This window comes from Christiangramia sediminis, from assembly GCF_020552705.1.
GTDB classification, from domain to species: Bacteria; Bacteroidota; Bacteroidia; order Flavobacteriales; family Flavobacteriaceae; genus Christiangramia; species Christiangramia sediminis.
In genome coordinates, this window is sequence record NZ_JAJBZG010000002.1 from 37252 (window position 1) to 52727 (window position 15476).

Sequence of the window (15476 nt, forward strand, 5' to 3'; positions counted from 1 at the left end):
TCTATGCTTAAAAATTTCATCAAAATATCCTGGCGAAGAATCAAAGCCGATAAAACATTCTCTTTCATCAATATTCTTGGACTTTCGATTGGATTAACCATAACCATCTTACTATTCCTGTTTGTATTGCAGGAGCGAAGTTTTGATACGATGTATGCTAATAAAGAACGTATCTACCGGGTGATCTTTAATACCTCTGAGGAGCGAAATAATGAAGTTTGGGCAACAGTACCCGCCGCGCTAAAACCCGCTGCTGCTATTGAAATTCCGGAAATACAGAAATCTGCCAGATTATGGGATCATGATTTTGGAAAAACCGCGTCTATTGAAGCCAACAATCAGCAATTCACCGAGCAAAAATTATATTACGCGGATGCAGAATTCCTGGATATTTTTCAACCTGAATTTATCTACGGAAATTCAAAAAGTGCTCTGGAAAGACCTAATACCATTGTTATTTCTGAATCTACCGCTGAAAAGTATTTCGGGAAAACGAATCCTATCGGGCAGATGATTGGTATAGACAATAAGCAAAAAATGGAGATCACCGGGGTTTATATGGACTTTCCGGCAAATTCCAGCCTGGATGGTAATATGATCGCCTCTTTTAATTCCATCGGTTTTTATGATGATCCTACCTGGGGAAATGCCAGTTTTGAGACTTATTTTCTTCTGAACGAGCAAGCAAACCGTACACAGGTTACCAAAAAAATGCAACAACTTGTTGATGCTAATGTGGAAAAAGAACACCAATGGTATACCTTATCGCTACAACCTTTGGAGAAAATGCACCTCTACTCTTCAGATATCAAAAGTGCTTTCTCCTCAAAAACTGGAAGTATTGAGGAAGTTCGAAATTTCAGCTTACTGGCAATTTTAATTTTATTGATCGCCTGTATTAATTATATGAATCTTGCCACGGCGAGATCCCAAAAAAGTACCAAAGACGTAGGGATCAATAAAACGCTTGGTGCATCCAGCAAAATATTGATCTTGCGATTCTTTACCGAAACAGGTTTTGTTACTTTACTGTCTATCTTTCTTGCTTTGATTTTTACAGTTTTGGCGATTCCTTTTTTTGAGAGTATCGTGGGCGTAGATCTTTCCACTAAATTTCTTTGGTCTTCTGAATTTGCTATCGCGCTTATCGCTATTTGGATGATCACCACGCTCATTGCGGGTTCTTTCCCAGCATTTCACCTTTCAAAATTTTCCCCGATGGAAGTGATCAGGTCTGGAACCAATAAAAATAGTTTTACAGCGATCTTAAGAAAAGGCCTAGTAATTGTCCAGTTTTCCGCCTCTGTGATATTGATCATCAGCGCGATTGTGATTTACAATCAGCTGGAATTTATGAGGAATAAGAATCTTGGATACAATCCTGATAATACTGTGGCGATCTCAATCGCTGCTGTAAATTCTGAAAGGGAAATGCAAATGCTTAGAAATGAATTTGAAAGTCTATCTGAAGTTTCCTCTACAACCATGACTCAGGGATTCCCGGGAATCAGCGTTAGTGGGCGTTCGCTTTATAGAAACATGAATTCAGACGAAGCGATGTCTCTGCAAACTAATCGTACCACGGGTGGGATTGTGGAAACACTTCAACTTAAATTACTGGCTGGAAAAGATTTACCAGCAACTAAACAGGAAGGCGATTCTATAGTAGATGTCCTACTCAATAAAAAAGCGGTGGAATTCCTTGGAATGGAACCACAGGAAGCAATAGGTAAGAATCTAATTGCCCAATTAGGACCTAATGCCTATGTGATTGGGGTGGTAGATGATTTCAATTTTTCATCCTTGCGTTCTCCAATTGGTGGTTATGCTTTTAATAATGGTTTTGAGCCGCTTCAATATATGCTGGTTCGGTTTGAAAGTGAAGAACTGCCGGCCACGGTGGAAAAATTCAGAAGTAAATTTGCGGAAGTGGTACCATCTTCTGCATTTGATTATACGTTTCTAGATAAGAATGTAGAACAGATGTATTCCAGGGATCGTCGCACGGCGACCGTTGCGCTCATTTTTGCCGGGCTTGCAATTTTTGTAGCCTGCCTGGGACTTTTTGGTCTTGCCGCATTTATGGCGGAACAACGTACCAAGGAAATTGGAATTCGAAAAATATTAGGTGCCAGCATTACTGGTATTATTGGACTGCTTTCCAAAGATTTCGTAAAACTAGTATTCTTTGCACTCATCATCGCTTTCCCGCTGGCTTATTGGTTTGCGTATAAATGGCTTCAGGAATTTGTGTACCGCATCGAGATTAACTGGCAAATTTTTCTATACGCCGGGCTGATCGCACTGCTCATAGCAATTACAACGGTAAGTTTCCAGGCTCTCAAAGCAGCGATTTCTAATCCTGTTAATTCATTAAAAAACGATTAAAATATATAGTAATGTTAAAATTAAATCACCTCTATAAATGGGTTAAATCTGGCGGAAAAAGAATTTTTCTGCTGAACGATCTAAGCCTGAACGTCAAACAAGGAGAGTTTCTTTCCATCATGGGACCTTCTGGTTCTGGAAAATCTACTTTACTGAACATTATTGCCATGCTAGATGAATTCCAGGAAGGTGAATATTATTTTGAAGACGAAGCGATCCACCAGCTTAAACCGAAAAAAAGAACAGAGATCTTCAACGAGAATATCGGGTTTATTTTCCAGGCGTATCATTTGCTGGACGATCTAACCGTATATGAAAATATTGAAACACCCCTACTCTATAAAAATGTAAAAAGCTCAGAAAGAAAAGCTTTGGTGGCTGACATTCTGGATCGTTTTAATATCGTTGGTAAAAAGGATCTTTTCCCTCATCAATTAAGTGGTGGGCAACAACAACTTGTAGGTATTGCGCGTGCCCTAATCATCAAACCAAAGCTGATCCTGGCAGATGAACCTACCGGAAATCTCAACTCCAAACAAAGCGACGAAATCATGCAGCTTTTCAATGAACTAAACCAGGAAGGCGTCACCATCATCCAGGCGACTCACTCTGAAAGCAATGCCGAATATGGCTCACGAACTATTCATCTTTTAGACGGCAGCGCCACAAAACTATAAAATCACTATTTTGAAAAAATTCATCATATTATTTCTTATCATCACAAATGTATTATCCGCACAGAATTCTTCAGAAAATGGATTATCCCTGGAAGAATGTATCAACCTGGCCATCGATAATAACATAAATTTTAAAAGATCCAGTTTGCGGTCTGAAACAGAAGAACTCAATTTTCGTGCAACGAAGTCCCAGGTGCTACCAACTATTAACGGAAGTTACAGTTATGCTGTAAATAAAGGGCGGAGTATAGATCCTTACACAAACGATGTGATCGACCAGCAGTTTAGTTTTAGTAATGCCGGTTTGCGTTTAAATGCCCGGATTTTTAATGGTTTTGAACTTAGAAACAGTATTCAGCGGGACCGTTATAATATGGAAGCTGCTGAAGCCGAAAAGGAAGCCGAGAGGCAACAATTAATTCTTGATGTTACGCTGGCTTATTTTCAGATTCTTAATAATCGTGATCTACTGGAACTTGCTAAACTTAGGCTGGAAAGTACAAAAAAGCAGACCAATCGGGTTCAAACACTTAATGAACAGGGCGAAGGTAATCCGGCAGATTATACAGATATTCAAGGACAAATAAGCAATGACAGGTCTGCGGTGATCGCTGCTGAGAATCAGTTGAAACAATCTAATCTGGAACTTGCTCAGTTGCTAAATATAGATTCTCAAATTAGCATTGAAAATTTCCAGGTGTTACCTGAAATTACAGCATACGATCTTACTGCGGAAGAAGTCTATTCAGAATCCCTGGAAAACCTGGAGGTTTTTGAAGGACGACGATTGCGACTGGATGCAGCGGAAGAAGATGTTGCCGTAGCCAGATCCCTATTTTCTCCTGAAGTTTCCCTGTTCGCACAGATGAATACCAATTTTTCCAGTCTGGCCAGCCTGCTCAATGAAACCGGTACTCAGGTAGTTGAGACCGGTCAGTTTATAAATATTGATGGAATCAATTATGCGGTACAATCAAACCAAAGCCAGTTTTCTCAGCAGAATATTCCATATATCGATCAGTTAAACAATAACCTCAGTTCAGTTGCCGGAGTAAGTATCAATATTCCTGTATTCAACGGTTTCAGGGCTAAAAGAGAGGTGACTCTAAAAAAGATTCAACTTAAAGATGCTGAACTGGAGCTGGAAGACACTAAAAACCAATATCAGCAGGCCATTAAGCAAGCCTATAATGCCATGCAGGCAGCATATGATAACTACTTTGTTTTACAGGAACAGGTAGCTTCTTACGAGGAATCTTATCGCGTGAATGAGATCCGTTTTCAGAATGGAGTCTCCAATATTGTGGAATTTATTATTAGCAAAAACAACCTCGATCGCTCGAGGATCAATCTGGCGAATACCAAATATGAGTTTTTAATCCGGGTTAAAGTTCTGGATTATTATCGAGGCGCCAATTTTTCCAGCTAATTGTTCTATTCCTTATCCTCTACTCATGTTAGCAGTCATTTTGTATTAATAAAGTGGAGATCATAAGTGCGTCCTATGCTGTTTTTACTTTACGCTTATCTACTGAACACTATAAAAACAGCAAAGTTTCCATGCGCAAGGTTAGTTCTGGGAGAAATGGGGCCTTAAACTTCCTATGTACATTAATCAAAATTTCCTGCTTCCTGCAGCTATTAATTTAAAATTGATTACTACAAAAATTCAATTTTCTAAAATTATCCTATAACTTGATAACATCAATAATAGCAATCATCGATGAAAGATCCTCTGGATTTGCAATTGGAGTGATATTAAAATCATTTGAATAATAATCGTAACTAAATAAGTTAAGTCCATTCTGCCCTATTAATGAAATTATTTTATCATTGTATGGGTTCACAAAAGTTTTGTGCGCGAAATGAATAGCAGAGATCCGTGGAATAGATGCTAACTCCTCCAAACTTTCAGAGCCTATATCATAGATATATGGCTTTACAGCCCCACCGTAACCTGAATTCAACAGAGGAGCAAAACCAAGTAATTTATTAGTATTTGGTATTGCAGCAAGATTCATGAGACCTGTCTCAATGTTCTCCTGTGATAAAACCTTAATGGTTTTATTGGAAAGATCAACTTCCAGAAGATCAGCATCGCTCACTCGGGAATTTTTCGATGCGCTAACATATATTTTTTGATTAATTAATTGGGAGGAGAATACATTTTGATAACCCAGCGTATTTAAATCAATATCCTCTAAGACCAGAATGTTATATGTGTCCGGATCCAACCTGGCAATCTTTATTGGTTTGTTCATAGTAGGACTATCAAATTCATGTCTAATGATTCCTACTAGATTATTTTGTCTTTCATCCCAATCCAATGACATAAAGCCAGGAACACTTCCGAACTCTTCCGGAAAATCTAATTCAATCATTTCACTATTTCCGGTCTCTCGGTTTCGTATAAATAATCGTGGTTGTGGTGGATCAAACCAGGATTCGTAGATATAAGTATTTTCTGAAGAAGAGGTTACAGTATTGAATATAGTATTAAACTCCAAGCCCGGAATATTTCCTGCGAGCTCCACTACTCCACTTTGATCTCCAATAGTAAATAGTTTCCCATCATTTCTTAGGGCAATATATTGAAACTCATCCTCTATTAACGGTTCTTCAGGTTGCGGTGTTTCTTCATTGGGTTCAGAATCTTTAGAACAAGAAACAAAGATTAAACTAAGAATCAGTAAAAGGTGAAATCTTGAAAATTTTAACATCGTTAGCGTTATGTTTTTAGGTGATGAAAATAGTACATTTTCATTTTAATTATTTAGCCATGCACAAAAAAATCATACTTACCAGAAATGAGCTCTTTTCCCTAGTGTAAGAGTATCCCCTGACCTATTTCACTGAAAAATATATGTTTCGTTCTATAGCATTAAACGAATTTGCGAATGTTTTTGAAACTCCTTTACCACCAAACGGTTACTGATCAAAGAAAAATTTTATCGTCGGCCCCTTCCGGAAGTTTTGAGCAGGCTATTCTGATATTCTAATATCATCAAACGTTAAACCTATTCTAAACCCAATTCCAGAACCTAATACTATTTATATATTTGCATCGCACACGATATAGTCGTGTTTATAAATAAATATAGTGTGAAAAATTTTATTCAAACCACTACCCTACAGAAAGTTTTTAGAATCCTACTGGCAATATTTATGATCTATGCTGGATTTAGTCACCTAACTTTTAATCGCATCGAATTTCAGAGTCAGGTACCAGATTGGGTTCCAGTGAGTAAAGATATTGTGGTCATACTTTCAGGTATCGTAGAGATGATACTTGGTCTTACGCTGCTATTCTGGAAAAAACAACGTGTAAATATAGGATGGTTACTGGCCCTGTTTTTCGTACTGATCTTTCCCGGCAACGTAGCCCAGTATCTGGACGGCAGAGATGCATTTGGAGTGTTAGATTCAGACAGAGCCAGACTTATCAGGTTATTTTTTCAGCCGGTACTAATTGCATGGGCCCTCTGGTCTACCGGAGCCTGGCAAGCCCGGAGAATTTCAAAAAAATAACACATGGAAAAGGAGGAACAACTTAAGCTTGAAAATCAGATCTGTTTTCCAATCTATTCGGTTTCCAGGCTGATCACCAGGGCCTACAAGCCGTACCTGGAGAAACTAGATCTAACCTATCCGCAGTATTTGGTATTACTGGTATTATGGGAAGAGAACAGTCTTTCGGTAAATAAGATCGGCCAAAAATTATTATTGAATACCAATACGCTTTCTCCACTTATTAAAAGAATGGAGAAAAATGAATTGCTAACGCGAAACAGATCTAAGGATGATGAGCGAACTGTGTTAGTGAGTTTGACGGAAAAGGGTTTAAGCCTAAAAGATAAGGCATCCTCCATTCCGCAAGATTTGTTAAATATATTACTTAATCAAGACGTGGAATTTTCAGATGTTATTCTATTGAAAAAAACCCTTGACTCCTGGATCGATATCCTGGCACAGGATTCTGAAAGCACTACTAATAAATAAAAAATAATCTTATGAAAGCATTACAAATTACAAAATACGGAGATCTAAAAGACAGCCTTAAATTTGCTGAAGTTGATAAACCCAAAATTTCAGATTCTGAGATCCTGATCGCGGTAAAAGCTGCCGCGCTCAATCCCATCGATTATAAAATTGTCCAGGGACACTTGAAAGAAATACTTCAACTTGATCTTCCTGCAAGTATTGGATACGATGTAAGTGGTGAAATTGTGGAAATAGGTTCAGGGGTCAAAGGTTTTGAAGTTGGAGACGAAGTTTTCAGTAGGGTTCCGCAGGAATATATGGGAACAGTAGCCGAATTCGTTGCCGTAGATAGCAAAGTGGTTGCTCAAAAACCTGAAAACGTGACTTTTGAAAAAGCCGCTTCACTGCCTCTAACTGGCCTTACCGCTATACAGGCCTTGGAAAAAGTTGATCTGAAAAAAGATGACAGAATTTTAATCCACGCGGGTTCCGGCGGAGTGGGAAGTTTTGCCGTGCAATACGCGAAAGCTAAAGGCGCTATTGTTTATACTACAACCAGCAGCACTAACCTTGACTGGGTAAAAGCTCTGGGTGCAGACCGAGTGATTGATTATAAGAACGAGGATTATAAGGAGGTGGCCAATAACCTGGATATCGTTTTCGATACTTTGGGTAACGACTATACTTTTGAGGCTTTCGACATCATTAAAAAAGGCGGAAGAGTAGCGACCATAGTAGGTCCACCAGATACCGAAAGCGCTAAAAAAATGGGGATAAAGAATTACGAGATGCCCGAAAAACTGAATAAGCTTATCGAAGAAAAATCAGCTAAGTACAGGCATACCTGGATGCAACCAAATGCCGGTCAATTGAAGGAGATCAAAGCAATGGTCGAGGATCGTACGATTAGACCAATTATCGATCTTGTTTATTCTTTTGAAGATGCTGTAAAAGCATTCGAATATTTAGCTACCAGAAGAGCTCAGGGAAAAGTAATTGTTAGCCTGGCTGAAACTTTCGAGAATCAATAATTAATAGAATTATCAATATAAAAAAGAAAAATTATGAATAAGGAAAATGTATTAGTAGCAGGTGCCAACGGTACCACGGGAAGAATCATTATTGATCTTTTAAAGGAATCCAAAACCTATAATCCTGTGGCGATGGTTCGCAAAAAGGAACAGAAGGAAGATTTTGAAAAAAATAATGTATCCGCAATCCTTGCCGACCTGGAAGAAGATCTGAGCCACACCACTAAAAATGTACAGAAAGTGATCTTTGCGGCCGGTTCTAAAGGAAAAAATATAATAGGTGTAGACCAGGAAGGTGCTAAAAAACTGACCGATGCTGCAAAAAACTCAGGTGCCTCAAAATTTGTGATGTTAAGCTCTATGGGTGCCGATAATCCCTCAGTAAGTGACGATCTCAAGGATTACCTAGAAGCGAAGCAGAATGCTGATGAGTATTTAAAATCTAGTGGTATAGACTACAGTATTGTTAGACCAGGATCATTGAACGATGATGAAGGTTCAGGTAAAATTAAGCTGGAGAAGAAATTTGATGAATTTGGAGAAATTTCACGAGCAGATGTAGCTAAAACCTTAATTGAAGTACTGGATGATAAAGTTCGGCATAACGAAGTTTTTGAAATCCTTTCAGGAGATACTGAAATCGAGAAAGCAGTAAGATCATAAATTGATCAAATTTTAAATTTTAATCTTTTAAAGATTTTCAGGGTTCAACTGAATTTTAAAAAAGAATAAAAAGAGCTGAACTTAAACATTCAGCTCTTTTTTTATGCAGGAAGATAGTGCCATAAAAAAGAAATATATCATGGTAGAAATAATTTAAACCACTATTGCGTATATTAATAAAAAAAAGAAATGTTTGGATTATTTAAGAAAAAATCAGAAGTCGAGAAGCTACAACTAGAATACAAGAAGCTTATGGAAGAAGCCCATAAACTATCTACAACGAATCGCAAAATGAGTGATAACAAAACCTACGAAGCAAACGAAGTTTTAAAAGAGATAGATAAAATCAAAGCACAAAAGAAGAATCCTTAAAGACTTTAATCTTTTCAATTGTTTTTTTACCAAGTCCTGGGCTCATGATTTCTGGTAGTTTTATCCTATAAGTCTGTTCTATCCGCTTATTCCAAATAAATTATAGTAAATTTATATTTAACACGGTCAGCAAGAAAGTTTCGTTATTGAACTGAATATCCTTCACTAGTGAAACCCCTGGAACGATCAAGTACCTATCTAATTGTAAATTTCTATTCTTTCATGGTGAAATTATATCTAATAAGTATCGCGTTATTATTACCTCTAATGGGTTTTTCTCAAATAAGTGATAGTATTTCTGAGCCAATAATTCCCATCGAAAAAACAGCCCTCCTAAAAAATTTAAATATCACCTTCGATTTGCGTACAGAGTTCCAGGCATATACTTTTAGAGGTGGTGACCGCTATTACAACGGTGTACAATTTGAAAACGGGTTCACAGCCCTTGGAATTTCAGCAAAACTACACGAACGGGTAAACTTTAATTTTAGAAACCGATTTAATAAAGGGAGCGTTGTACAGAGCCTGGATCAACTGGGCAGCAATATTGAATTGGCCTATATAGACATAAAAGCCAGTCCCAAACTTAATATTATATTGGGAAAAACCTATGCATTCTATGGGGGTTATGAATATGAATTCAAGGCCCTTGAGGTGTTGGAGTATAATGATATTCAAAGCAATGCCCTGGCCTTTGTGACCGGCGCGGGAATTACCTATCAGAGTTCAGAAAATCATAAATTTGGCTTTCAGCTGTTGAACTCGCGTACCATGCTGTATGACGACCTGTATGGGGATGTAGTAGCAGAAAACATTGAAGAACCTGTCTGGCCCGTAGCGGTAGTTAGTAACTGGCGAGGAAGCTTCTTCGATGGAAAGTTCCAGACTATTTACAGCCTGAGTTATTCTAACCAGGTAAAAAGAAAAGGAACCTATTTTTTTACCCTGGGGAATAAATATCAGAATAAGAACCTCAGCCTGATGTATGATTTTAATTATAGCTATGAAGAGGTAGACACTAAAGGGATTGTGACTACAATCCTCGGTAGCGACACAGTGGCCGAAGATGCGCTTTATATTGAAAACTGGATAAGGGCAGAATACCGCTTCAATCCAAAATTCAAAGGTCTATTAAGCCTTATGACCAGTAGTGCCTACAGTAATGTTCAAAACGACAAAAATCACCTGAGAAGAAGCTATGGAATGGTCCCTACCCTATACTATAGTCCCTTCAAGAGCATAGATATCCGGTTTTTTCTGGCCTATATCGGCCGTTTTTATGATTATACCAATTATGCTGAACAACAACTGGGTGCTGCTGATTATAACAGAAATGAAGTACGAGTTGGTATCATCGCTCCCCTATTGTTATTATAAAGTAACACCAAACTAATAGAATTCTTTTCATTTTCTGCAAGCATTATTATCCCTATACGATTCTGTTTATAATTTCAGGCATTATTAATTGTAATTAGAATATGAATAATTGAATTTCAGATACTTATAATTATATTCAGCATTTATTATAAGGAATTTCGTGTATCTTTAAGTATCGATTTAGTTCATTCACAACCGATATTTCTAGGGGTATGTCAAAACTCATTTCTGCAATTTTACTGGTATGCTTTATTCCCATGTTCGGTTTTGCCCAATCTAAAGCTTTTGGTGAGAGTCTAAATAAGCAATTGGTAGACTCCAGTGCGGCGTGGCTACGTGCAAACACCACTTCAGAAAAGTTTGTAGATGAATTCCATAAAATAGGCTTAAAAACATTACAGCGAGGTTTGAAAACGGAGAATGACAGTTTAATCGCTGAAATTCATGAATCTCTCGCCTCATGGCATGCTTATAATGGATTTTTTTCACCAGATTCGGTAGTTTATCATGCTGAAAAAGCACTATTGTATCATCTGAAAGGAAATGATAAAAAGAGAATTGCAGATACTTATAGATCTCTTTCCATAGATTATTTAAATACGGGACAATTTGATAAAGCTCAGGAGGTGCTTTTTAAAGCTATTGATTTATATGAAGAGCTTAATGATGATGCAGGTCTTGGAAGCGCCTATCGCACTTTAGGAGTTCAATATCGTGTGATGAATGATTTTGAAAAATCTATATCCTATACTAATCAGGCAATTCCGCTACTGAAAAAAACTGAAAATTATAGTGAATTGGCCATTGCGCAGTTTAATTTGATCATAGGCTATGGCGAAACAGGAGAATTTGAAAAAGCCTATGCAGCCACGGAATATTGTCTTGAAATTGTTAGAACAAAAGTTCCTGATGAAATTTTTGTTCCGGTTAGAGCATATTCCTACCGGGGAGATGTTTATATCAAGGTCAAAGATTATGAAAATGCGCTAAAAGACTATTTAGCAGCCTGGGAATTATGTAAAGAACATATAGGCGAAGAACGCTGTGCCACCTATAGAACTGAAATTGGACATATTTACCTTTTACAGGGAAATTATGAGGAAGCCCAGGAACATTTGCTGGCTGGTATAAATGCTCATGACGACAAAGGCCAGATAGGACTTATACAGCCATACTTAGATTTGGCAGAAACTTATATTCAACTAGGTGATTATAAAAATGCCTTAGTATATAAAGACAGGGCCTACAACAATTCCAAGAATCTTTTAGAAGGTAAGATAGCCAATATTGAATCTGAAATGGCGATTAAATATGAAACCGAAAAAAAAGATGAGGCTCTGGAATCTCAGGCTGCTTTGATCGATCAAAAAAATAAGACCCAACTACTTTTTATCGTGATCGCATCCCTATTATTGATATTCCTGCTTTCATTACTATACTTTTTCTACAAAAGCAAAAAAGCCACCCGAATTATTCGAGCGAAAAATTCTGAGAATGAACTGCTCCTAAAAGAAATACATCACCGAGTAAAGAACAACCTGGAAATGGTAAAAAGCCTGATCGCCTTACAATCGGCACAGATTGAAGATCCTGCTACAAAAGACGCGATGATCTCCAGCCAGAACCGGGTGCAATCCATGGGCATTATTCATCAAAAATTGTATCAGGGAACCAATCTAGGAAGTATAGAGATGAAAGACTACTTTTTAAACCTGAGTGAAGGGATTCTCGACAGCTTCAATGCAGAAGAGCGGGTGAAAATTGAGTGCGCTATGGATAAACTGGAACTGGATGTGGATACAGCCGTTCCCATTGGCCTCATTGTAAATGAGCTGCTTACTAATGCTTTGAAATATGCATTTCCACAACAGCAACAGGGCTTTATCAACATAAGCCTGGAAAAGGACAGGTATCAAAATTTAAAACTGGAGGTGAAAGATAATGGAATTGGTAAAACAGCAGGTCTTGCTCCAAAGGGAACAGGATTCGGTTCACAACTGGTAGAATTACTAACCCGTCAACTTAACGGGAAGATGGTAGAACGCAGTGAAAAAGGAACGCATTTAGAATTTGATTTTGTAATCCAGAAAAGTGCGTAAGCGGGTGAAAATATCAAATATTAACAACCTGGTTTTATATTAAACCTTATATGATAAAAAGAATTACTGTACATATTAATCTAACAGATAAGTTCAAGATCAAAACCTATATAACATACATTATAGGGTGTATTATCATGCTCTTGCAGGTGAGCTTATTTTCACAAAGCTCCCAGGTTATAAATAGTGTAAAAATTCCATTTGAAATAAGTGCTGGCCAGGACCTTTCTTCAGCTGAAATTATTGCTTTGAGTAAAGTCTACCAGGACAAAGCATTATGGTATAAAGAAATGCCTCATTTTAACCGGGACAGTACTGTTTTTTATTTTGATAAGGCCGCACACCTACTTCAGAATAGTCACCCCTTACCATATGAACGTTTGGCTTATTTGTACCGTGACATTACAGATAGAGCTAACAGGTCTCATAATTTTAATGTAGTGGATTCGCTGGCACCAATAGGCTGGAGTTATTACGAAAAAATTCCGGAAAGCAAAAAAGATAAAGTTTTAGGATATGATTTATTGATCAATTGGGCTCTGATAAAAATTATAAGAGGAGAACCAAAACCGGGGCTCGAACTTTTTGTAAAGGCCCTGGACTTGCTAAAAGATGATAGTCGACCTGAAATTCAGCTTAAAATATTGAAAGATAAAGGCAGATTTCTTTTTCAATATGGGTTGCCGGAAGAGCAAGAAAAATCTTTTCAGTTTTTAAAAGAAAGTATGATAGGTTATCAGAATTCAGATTATCCGGAAAAGAATGAGGCACTTATTACAACCTATAAACTTCTATGTTACCATTACGCAGAATCGAATCCTGATTCAAGTGACTATTATATGTCTCAGATAAAAGAGCTGTTACCTCAAATCACTAATCCCTTTCATCATACCTGGTACTATTACTCCATGGGCAATAACCTAATTGAAAGAGAAAAATATGAGGAAGCAGAATCTTACCTGATCAAAACCATAAAACTGTTAGAGGGATATAATTTAACTACGATTGATACATATCAATTTGCACATTCCCGTATAGGAGATATTGCCATGGCACAAGGCAGATATGATGAAGCAATTGCTTATTATGAAAAAGCCAGGAATTCCTCAATTGCAATTAACACCAAAGCAAATACAGCATATTTCATCAAGAAATTATTCAATATTTATGAGCTTAAAGGAGATTATAAGACTGCTCTTGAATACCATAAAGAGTGGGCAGATGCGAACAATATTATCGAAGTAGAAAGAAACGAAAGAAGCCTTCGTGAAAATGAATTACAGGTAAATCTTCTCAAACAAGAGAAAGAGCTCACTGCTAAACAGCAACAACAAAGCATTTATATTGTTGCCTTAATTATTGGTGCTTTGTTGCTCGCTCTATTGTATCGGAATTTTAGACTTAAACAAAGGAGCAATCAGAAATTAAAAACATTAAATGCAGAGTTAGCGCATAAAAATGTGTTGCTTGATAAACACAATGCGGAAAATGAACTCCTTCTCAAAGAAATTCATCATCGTGTCAAGAACAATTTAGAGTTGGTTAAAAGCCTGATCGCTTTACAGTCGGCTCAGATAGACGATCCTGCTACAAAAGAAGCGATGATTGCCAGTCAGAATCGGGTGCAATCCATGGGCATTATTCATCAAAAATTGTATCAGGGAACCACTCTAGGAAGTATAGAGATGAAAGACTACTTTCTTAACCTGAGCGAAGGAATTCTGGACACATTTAATGCAGAAGAAAAGGTGAAAATTGAATGTGCCATGGATAATTTAGACCTGGATGTAGATACCGCTGTACCTATAGGTCTCATTGTAAACGAGCTGCTTACCAATGCTTTGAAATATGCATTCCCTGAAAATGAACAGGGGGTCATACAATTAAGTTTAGAACAAGATGCAGAGCAGAATCTAAAATTAATGGTAAAGGATAATGGGATTGGAAAAAAAGAGGGGCTTGCTCCAAAGGGAACAGGATTCGGTTCACAATTAGTCAAATTATTAACTCAGCAGTTAAATGGTAATATGAAAGAATACAACACTCATGGAACCCATATAGAATTTGACTTTCAAATTAGAAAAAGTGCATGATGGAAAGAAAAATCAAGATACTTATTGTGGAGGATGAAATGATTATTGCAGCCAATATTTCTTTACAACTAACGGAATTGGGCTATGAAGTTACCGGAATTGTTCCCAGAGGGGAAGAGGCTTTAATGCACATAAAATCTGAAATCCCTGATATATTGTTGCTGGACATTAATCTTAAAGGCGATTTAGATGGAATAGAAACCGCATTAGCAATGCAGAAATCACACGATATTCCTGTTATCTATTTAACTGCTAATTCTGATAATGCACATTTTGAAAGAGCTAAAGAAACACATCCCTATGGTTTCATAGCAAAACCTTTCAAAAAATTAGATCTTCAACGTGCGATCCAGCTCACTATAACTCAAGTAAACTCTAAAAACGGGAGAGATTCAGAATCAAGACCCCAGGAAAGTAATCCCTCCATCTTAAATGATTGTATTTTTGTCCGGCACCTGAATTCCATGGTTAAGGTGAACATTGAGGACATTCTTTATATTGAAGCTGAACGGAATTACTGCCGCATATTTACACGGAACAAGGAATATCTCCTGGTAATCACGCTCAAAGAAATGGATAAGAAATTGCCATCTAAGCACTTTTTAAGGATTCACCGGTCTTATATAATCAATATTTCGCAAATCAAGGAAATAGCCACAAGTCATATAGTAATTGCCAGGAAAGCGATTCCTATTGGCAAATCATTGAAGAATGAATTGCTAAAACGTCTGCAAACCATTTAGTTTTTTCCGTTAAATAAAACCACTTCCTGGGACAGCACATTAATACTTTCGT

At 37.3% G+C, this 15476-nt stretch carries 13 protein-coding genes; 12 read left to right on the plus strand and 1 reads right to left on the minus strand.

Annotation, left to right across the window (positions count from 1 at the left end):
- Positions 1-3: 3 nt before the first annotated feature.
- From LGQ90_RS04605 to LGQ90_RS04615, 3 genes are read left to right on the plus strand one after another with little or no spacing between them, the layout of a single operon-like run.
- Entirely contained in the window at positions 4-2388 is a 2385-nt protein-coding gene (locus LGQ90_RS04605) for an ABC transporter permease (protein ID WP_229338636.1), read from the plus strand.
- Positions 2389-2399: 11 nt separating this feature from the next.
- Positions 2400-3065 carry an ABC transporter ATP-binding protein gene (locus LGQ90_RS04610; protein ID WP_229338638.1) on the plus strand — a complete coding sequence of 222 codons (666 nt, stop codon included), beginning with the start codon at positions 2400-2402 and terminating at the stop codon, positions 3063-3065.
- A 10-nt stretch (positions 3066-3075) separates the two neighbouring features.
- Complete coding sequence (locus LGQ90_RS04615; RefSeq protein ID WP_229338640.1) at positions 3076-4494, plus strand: TolC family protein; 1419 nt, start codon at positions 3076-3078, stop codon at positions 4492-4494.
- Positions 4495-4753: 259 nt separating this feature from the next.
- On the opposite strand, the gene LGQ90_RS04620 is transcribed toward LGQ90_RS04615, so the two are convergent.
- Positions 4754-5785: a hypothetical protein gene (locus LGQ90_RS04620; RefSeq protein WP_229338643.1), complete on the minus strand. Its 1032-nt coding sequence runs from the start codon at positions 5783-5785 to the stop codon at positions 4754-4756.
- Positions 5786-6230: 445 nt separating this feature from the next.
- On the opposite strand from LGQ90_RS04620, the gene LGQ90_RS04625 reads away from it, so the two are divergent.
- The 9 genes from LGQ90_RS04625 to LGQ90_RS04665 all read left to right on the plus strand — a co-directional run bounded on the left by LGQ90_RS04625 (position 6231) and on the right by LGQ90_RS04665 (position 15424).
- Positions 6231-6593 carry a DoxX family protein gene (locus LGQ90_RS04625; protein WP_262904351.1) on the plus strand — a complete coding sequence of 121 codons (363 nt, stop codon included), beginning with the start codon at positions 6231-6233 and terminating at the stop codon, positions 6591-6593.
- 3 nt (positions 6594-6596) lie between these two features.
- Positions 6597-7064 (plus strand): MarR family winged helix-turn-helix transcriptional regulator, encoded by a 468-nt coding sequence (locus LGQ90_RS04630; protein ID WP_229338650.1) that lies wholly within the window; start codon positions 6597-6599, stop codon positions 7062-7064.
- Between the two features lie 11 nt (positions 7065-7075).
- Positions 7076-8077, plus strand: a complete 1002-nt coding sequence (locus tag LGQ90_RS04635; RefSeq protein ID WP_229338653.1) for an NADP-dependent oxidoreductase — start codon at positions 7076-7078, stop codon at positions 8075-8077.
- Between the two features lie 33 nt (positions 8078-8110).
- Positions 8111-8740, plus strand: coding sequence for an SDR family oxidoreductase (locus tag LGQ90_RS04640; protein ID WP_229338655.1), 630 nt, complete (start codon positions 8111-8113; stop codon positions 8738-8740).
- A 189-nt stretch (positions 8741-8929) separates the two neighbouring features.
- Positions 8930-9112 carry a Lacal_2735 family protein gene (locus LGQ90_RS04645; RefSeq protein ID WP_229338657.1) on the plus strand — a complete coding sequence of 61 codons (183 nt, stop codon included), beginning with the start codon at positions 8930-8932 and terminating at the stop codon, positions 9110-9112.
- Positions 9113-9334: 222 nt separating this feature from the next.
- Positions 9335-10489 carry a porin gene (locus tag LGQ90_RS04650; RefSeq protein ID WP_229338659.1) on the plus strand — a complete coding sequence of 385 codons (1155 nt, stop codon included), beginning with the start codon at positions 9335-9337 and terminating at the stop codon, positions 10487-10489.
- Positions 10490-10701: 212 nt separating this feature from the next.
- Positions 10702-12588 (plus strand): sensor histidine kinase, encoded by a 1887-nt coding sequence (locus LGQ90_RS04655; RefSeq protein WP_229338661.1) that lies wholly within the window; start codon positions 10702-10704, stop codon positions 12586-12588.
- Between the two features lie 50 nt (positions 12589-12638).
- On the plus strand, positions 12639-14681 hold the full coding sequence (locus LGQ90_RS04660; protein ID WP_229338663.1) for a histidine kinase dimerization/phosphoacceptor domain -containing protein: 2043 nt from the start codon (positions 12639-12641) through the stop codon (positions 14679-14681).
- Positions 14678-15424, plus strand: a complete 747-nt coding sequence (locus LGQ90_RS04665; RefSeq protein ID WP_341481953.1) for a LytR/AlgR family response regulator transcription factor — start codon at positions 14678-14680, stop codon at positions 15422-15424. The genes LGQ90_RS04660 and LGQ90_RS04665 overlap by 4 nt, the downstream gene beginning before the upstream one ends.
- The last annotated feature ends 52 nt before the right edge of the window (positions 15425-15476 follow it).

Coding starts and splice junctions, on each gene's coding strand:
- LGQ90_RS04665 (WP_341481953.1), top strand. CDS start 14,678: ATGATGGAAAGAAAAATCAAGATACTTATTGTGGAGGATGAAATGATT.
- LGQ90_RS04635 (WP_229338653.1), top strand. CDS start 7,076: ATGAAAGCATTACAAATTACAAAATACGGAGATCTAAAAGACAGCCTT.
- LGQ90_RS04625 (WP_262904351.1), top strand. CDS start 6,231: ATGATCTATGCTGGATTTAGTCACCTAACTTTTAATCGCATCGAATTT.
- LGQ90_RS04605 (WP_229338636.1), top strand. CDS start 4: ATGCTTAAAAATTTCATCAAAATATCCTGGCGAAGAATCAAAGCCGAT.
- LGQ90_RS04660 (WP_229338663.1), top strand. CDS start 12,639: ATGATAAAAAGAATTACTGTACATATTAATCTAACAGATAAGTTCAAG.
- LGQ90_RS04640 (WP_229338655.1), top strand. CDS start 8,111: ATGAATAAGGAAAATGTATTAGTAGCAGGTGCCAACGGTACCACGGGA.
- LGQ90_RS04650 (WP_229338659.1), top strand. CDS start 9,335: ATGGTGAAATTATATCTAATAAGTATCGCGTTATTATTACCTCTAATG.
- LGQ90_RS04620 (WP_229338643.1), bottom strand. CDS start 5,785: ATGTTAAAATTTTCAAGATTTCACCTTTTACTGATTCTTAGTTTAATC.
- LGQ90_RS04655 (WP_229338661.1), top strand. CDS start 10,702: ATGTCAAAACTCATTTCTGCAATTTTACTGGTATGCTTTATTCCCATG.
- LGQ90_RS04630 (WP_229338650.1), top strand. CDS start 6,597: ATGGAAAAGGAGGAACAACTTAAGCTTGAAAATCAGATCTGTTTTCCA.
- LGQ90_RS04610 (WP_229338638.1), top strand. CDS start 2,400: ATGTTAAAATTAAATCACCTCTATAAATGGGTTAAATCTGGCGGAAAA.
- LGQ90_RS04645 (WP_229338657.1), top strand. CDS start 8,930: ATGTTTGGATTATTTAAGAAAAAATCAGAAGTCGAGAAGCTACAACTA.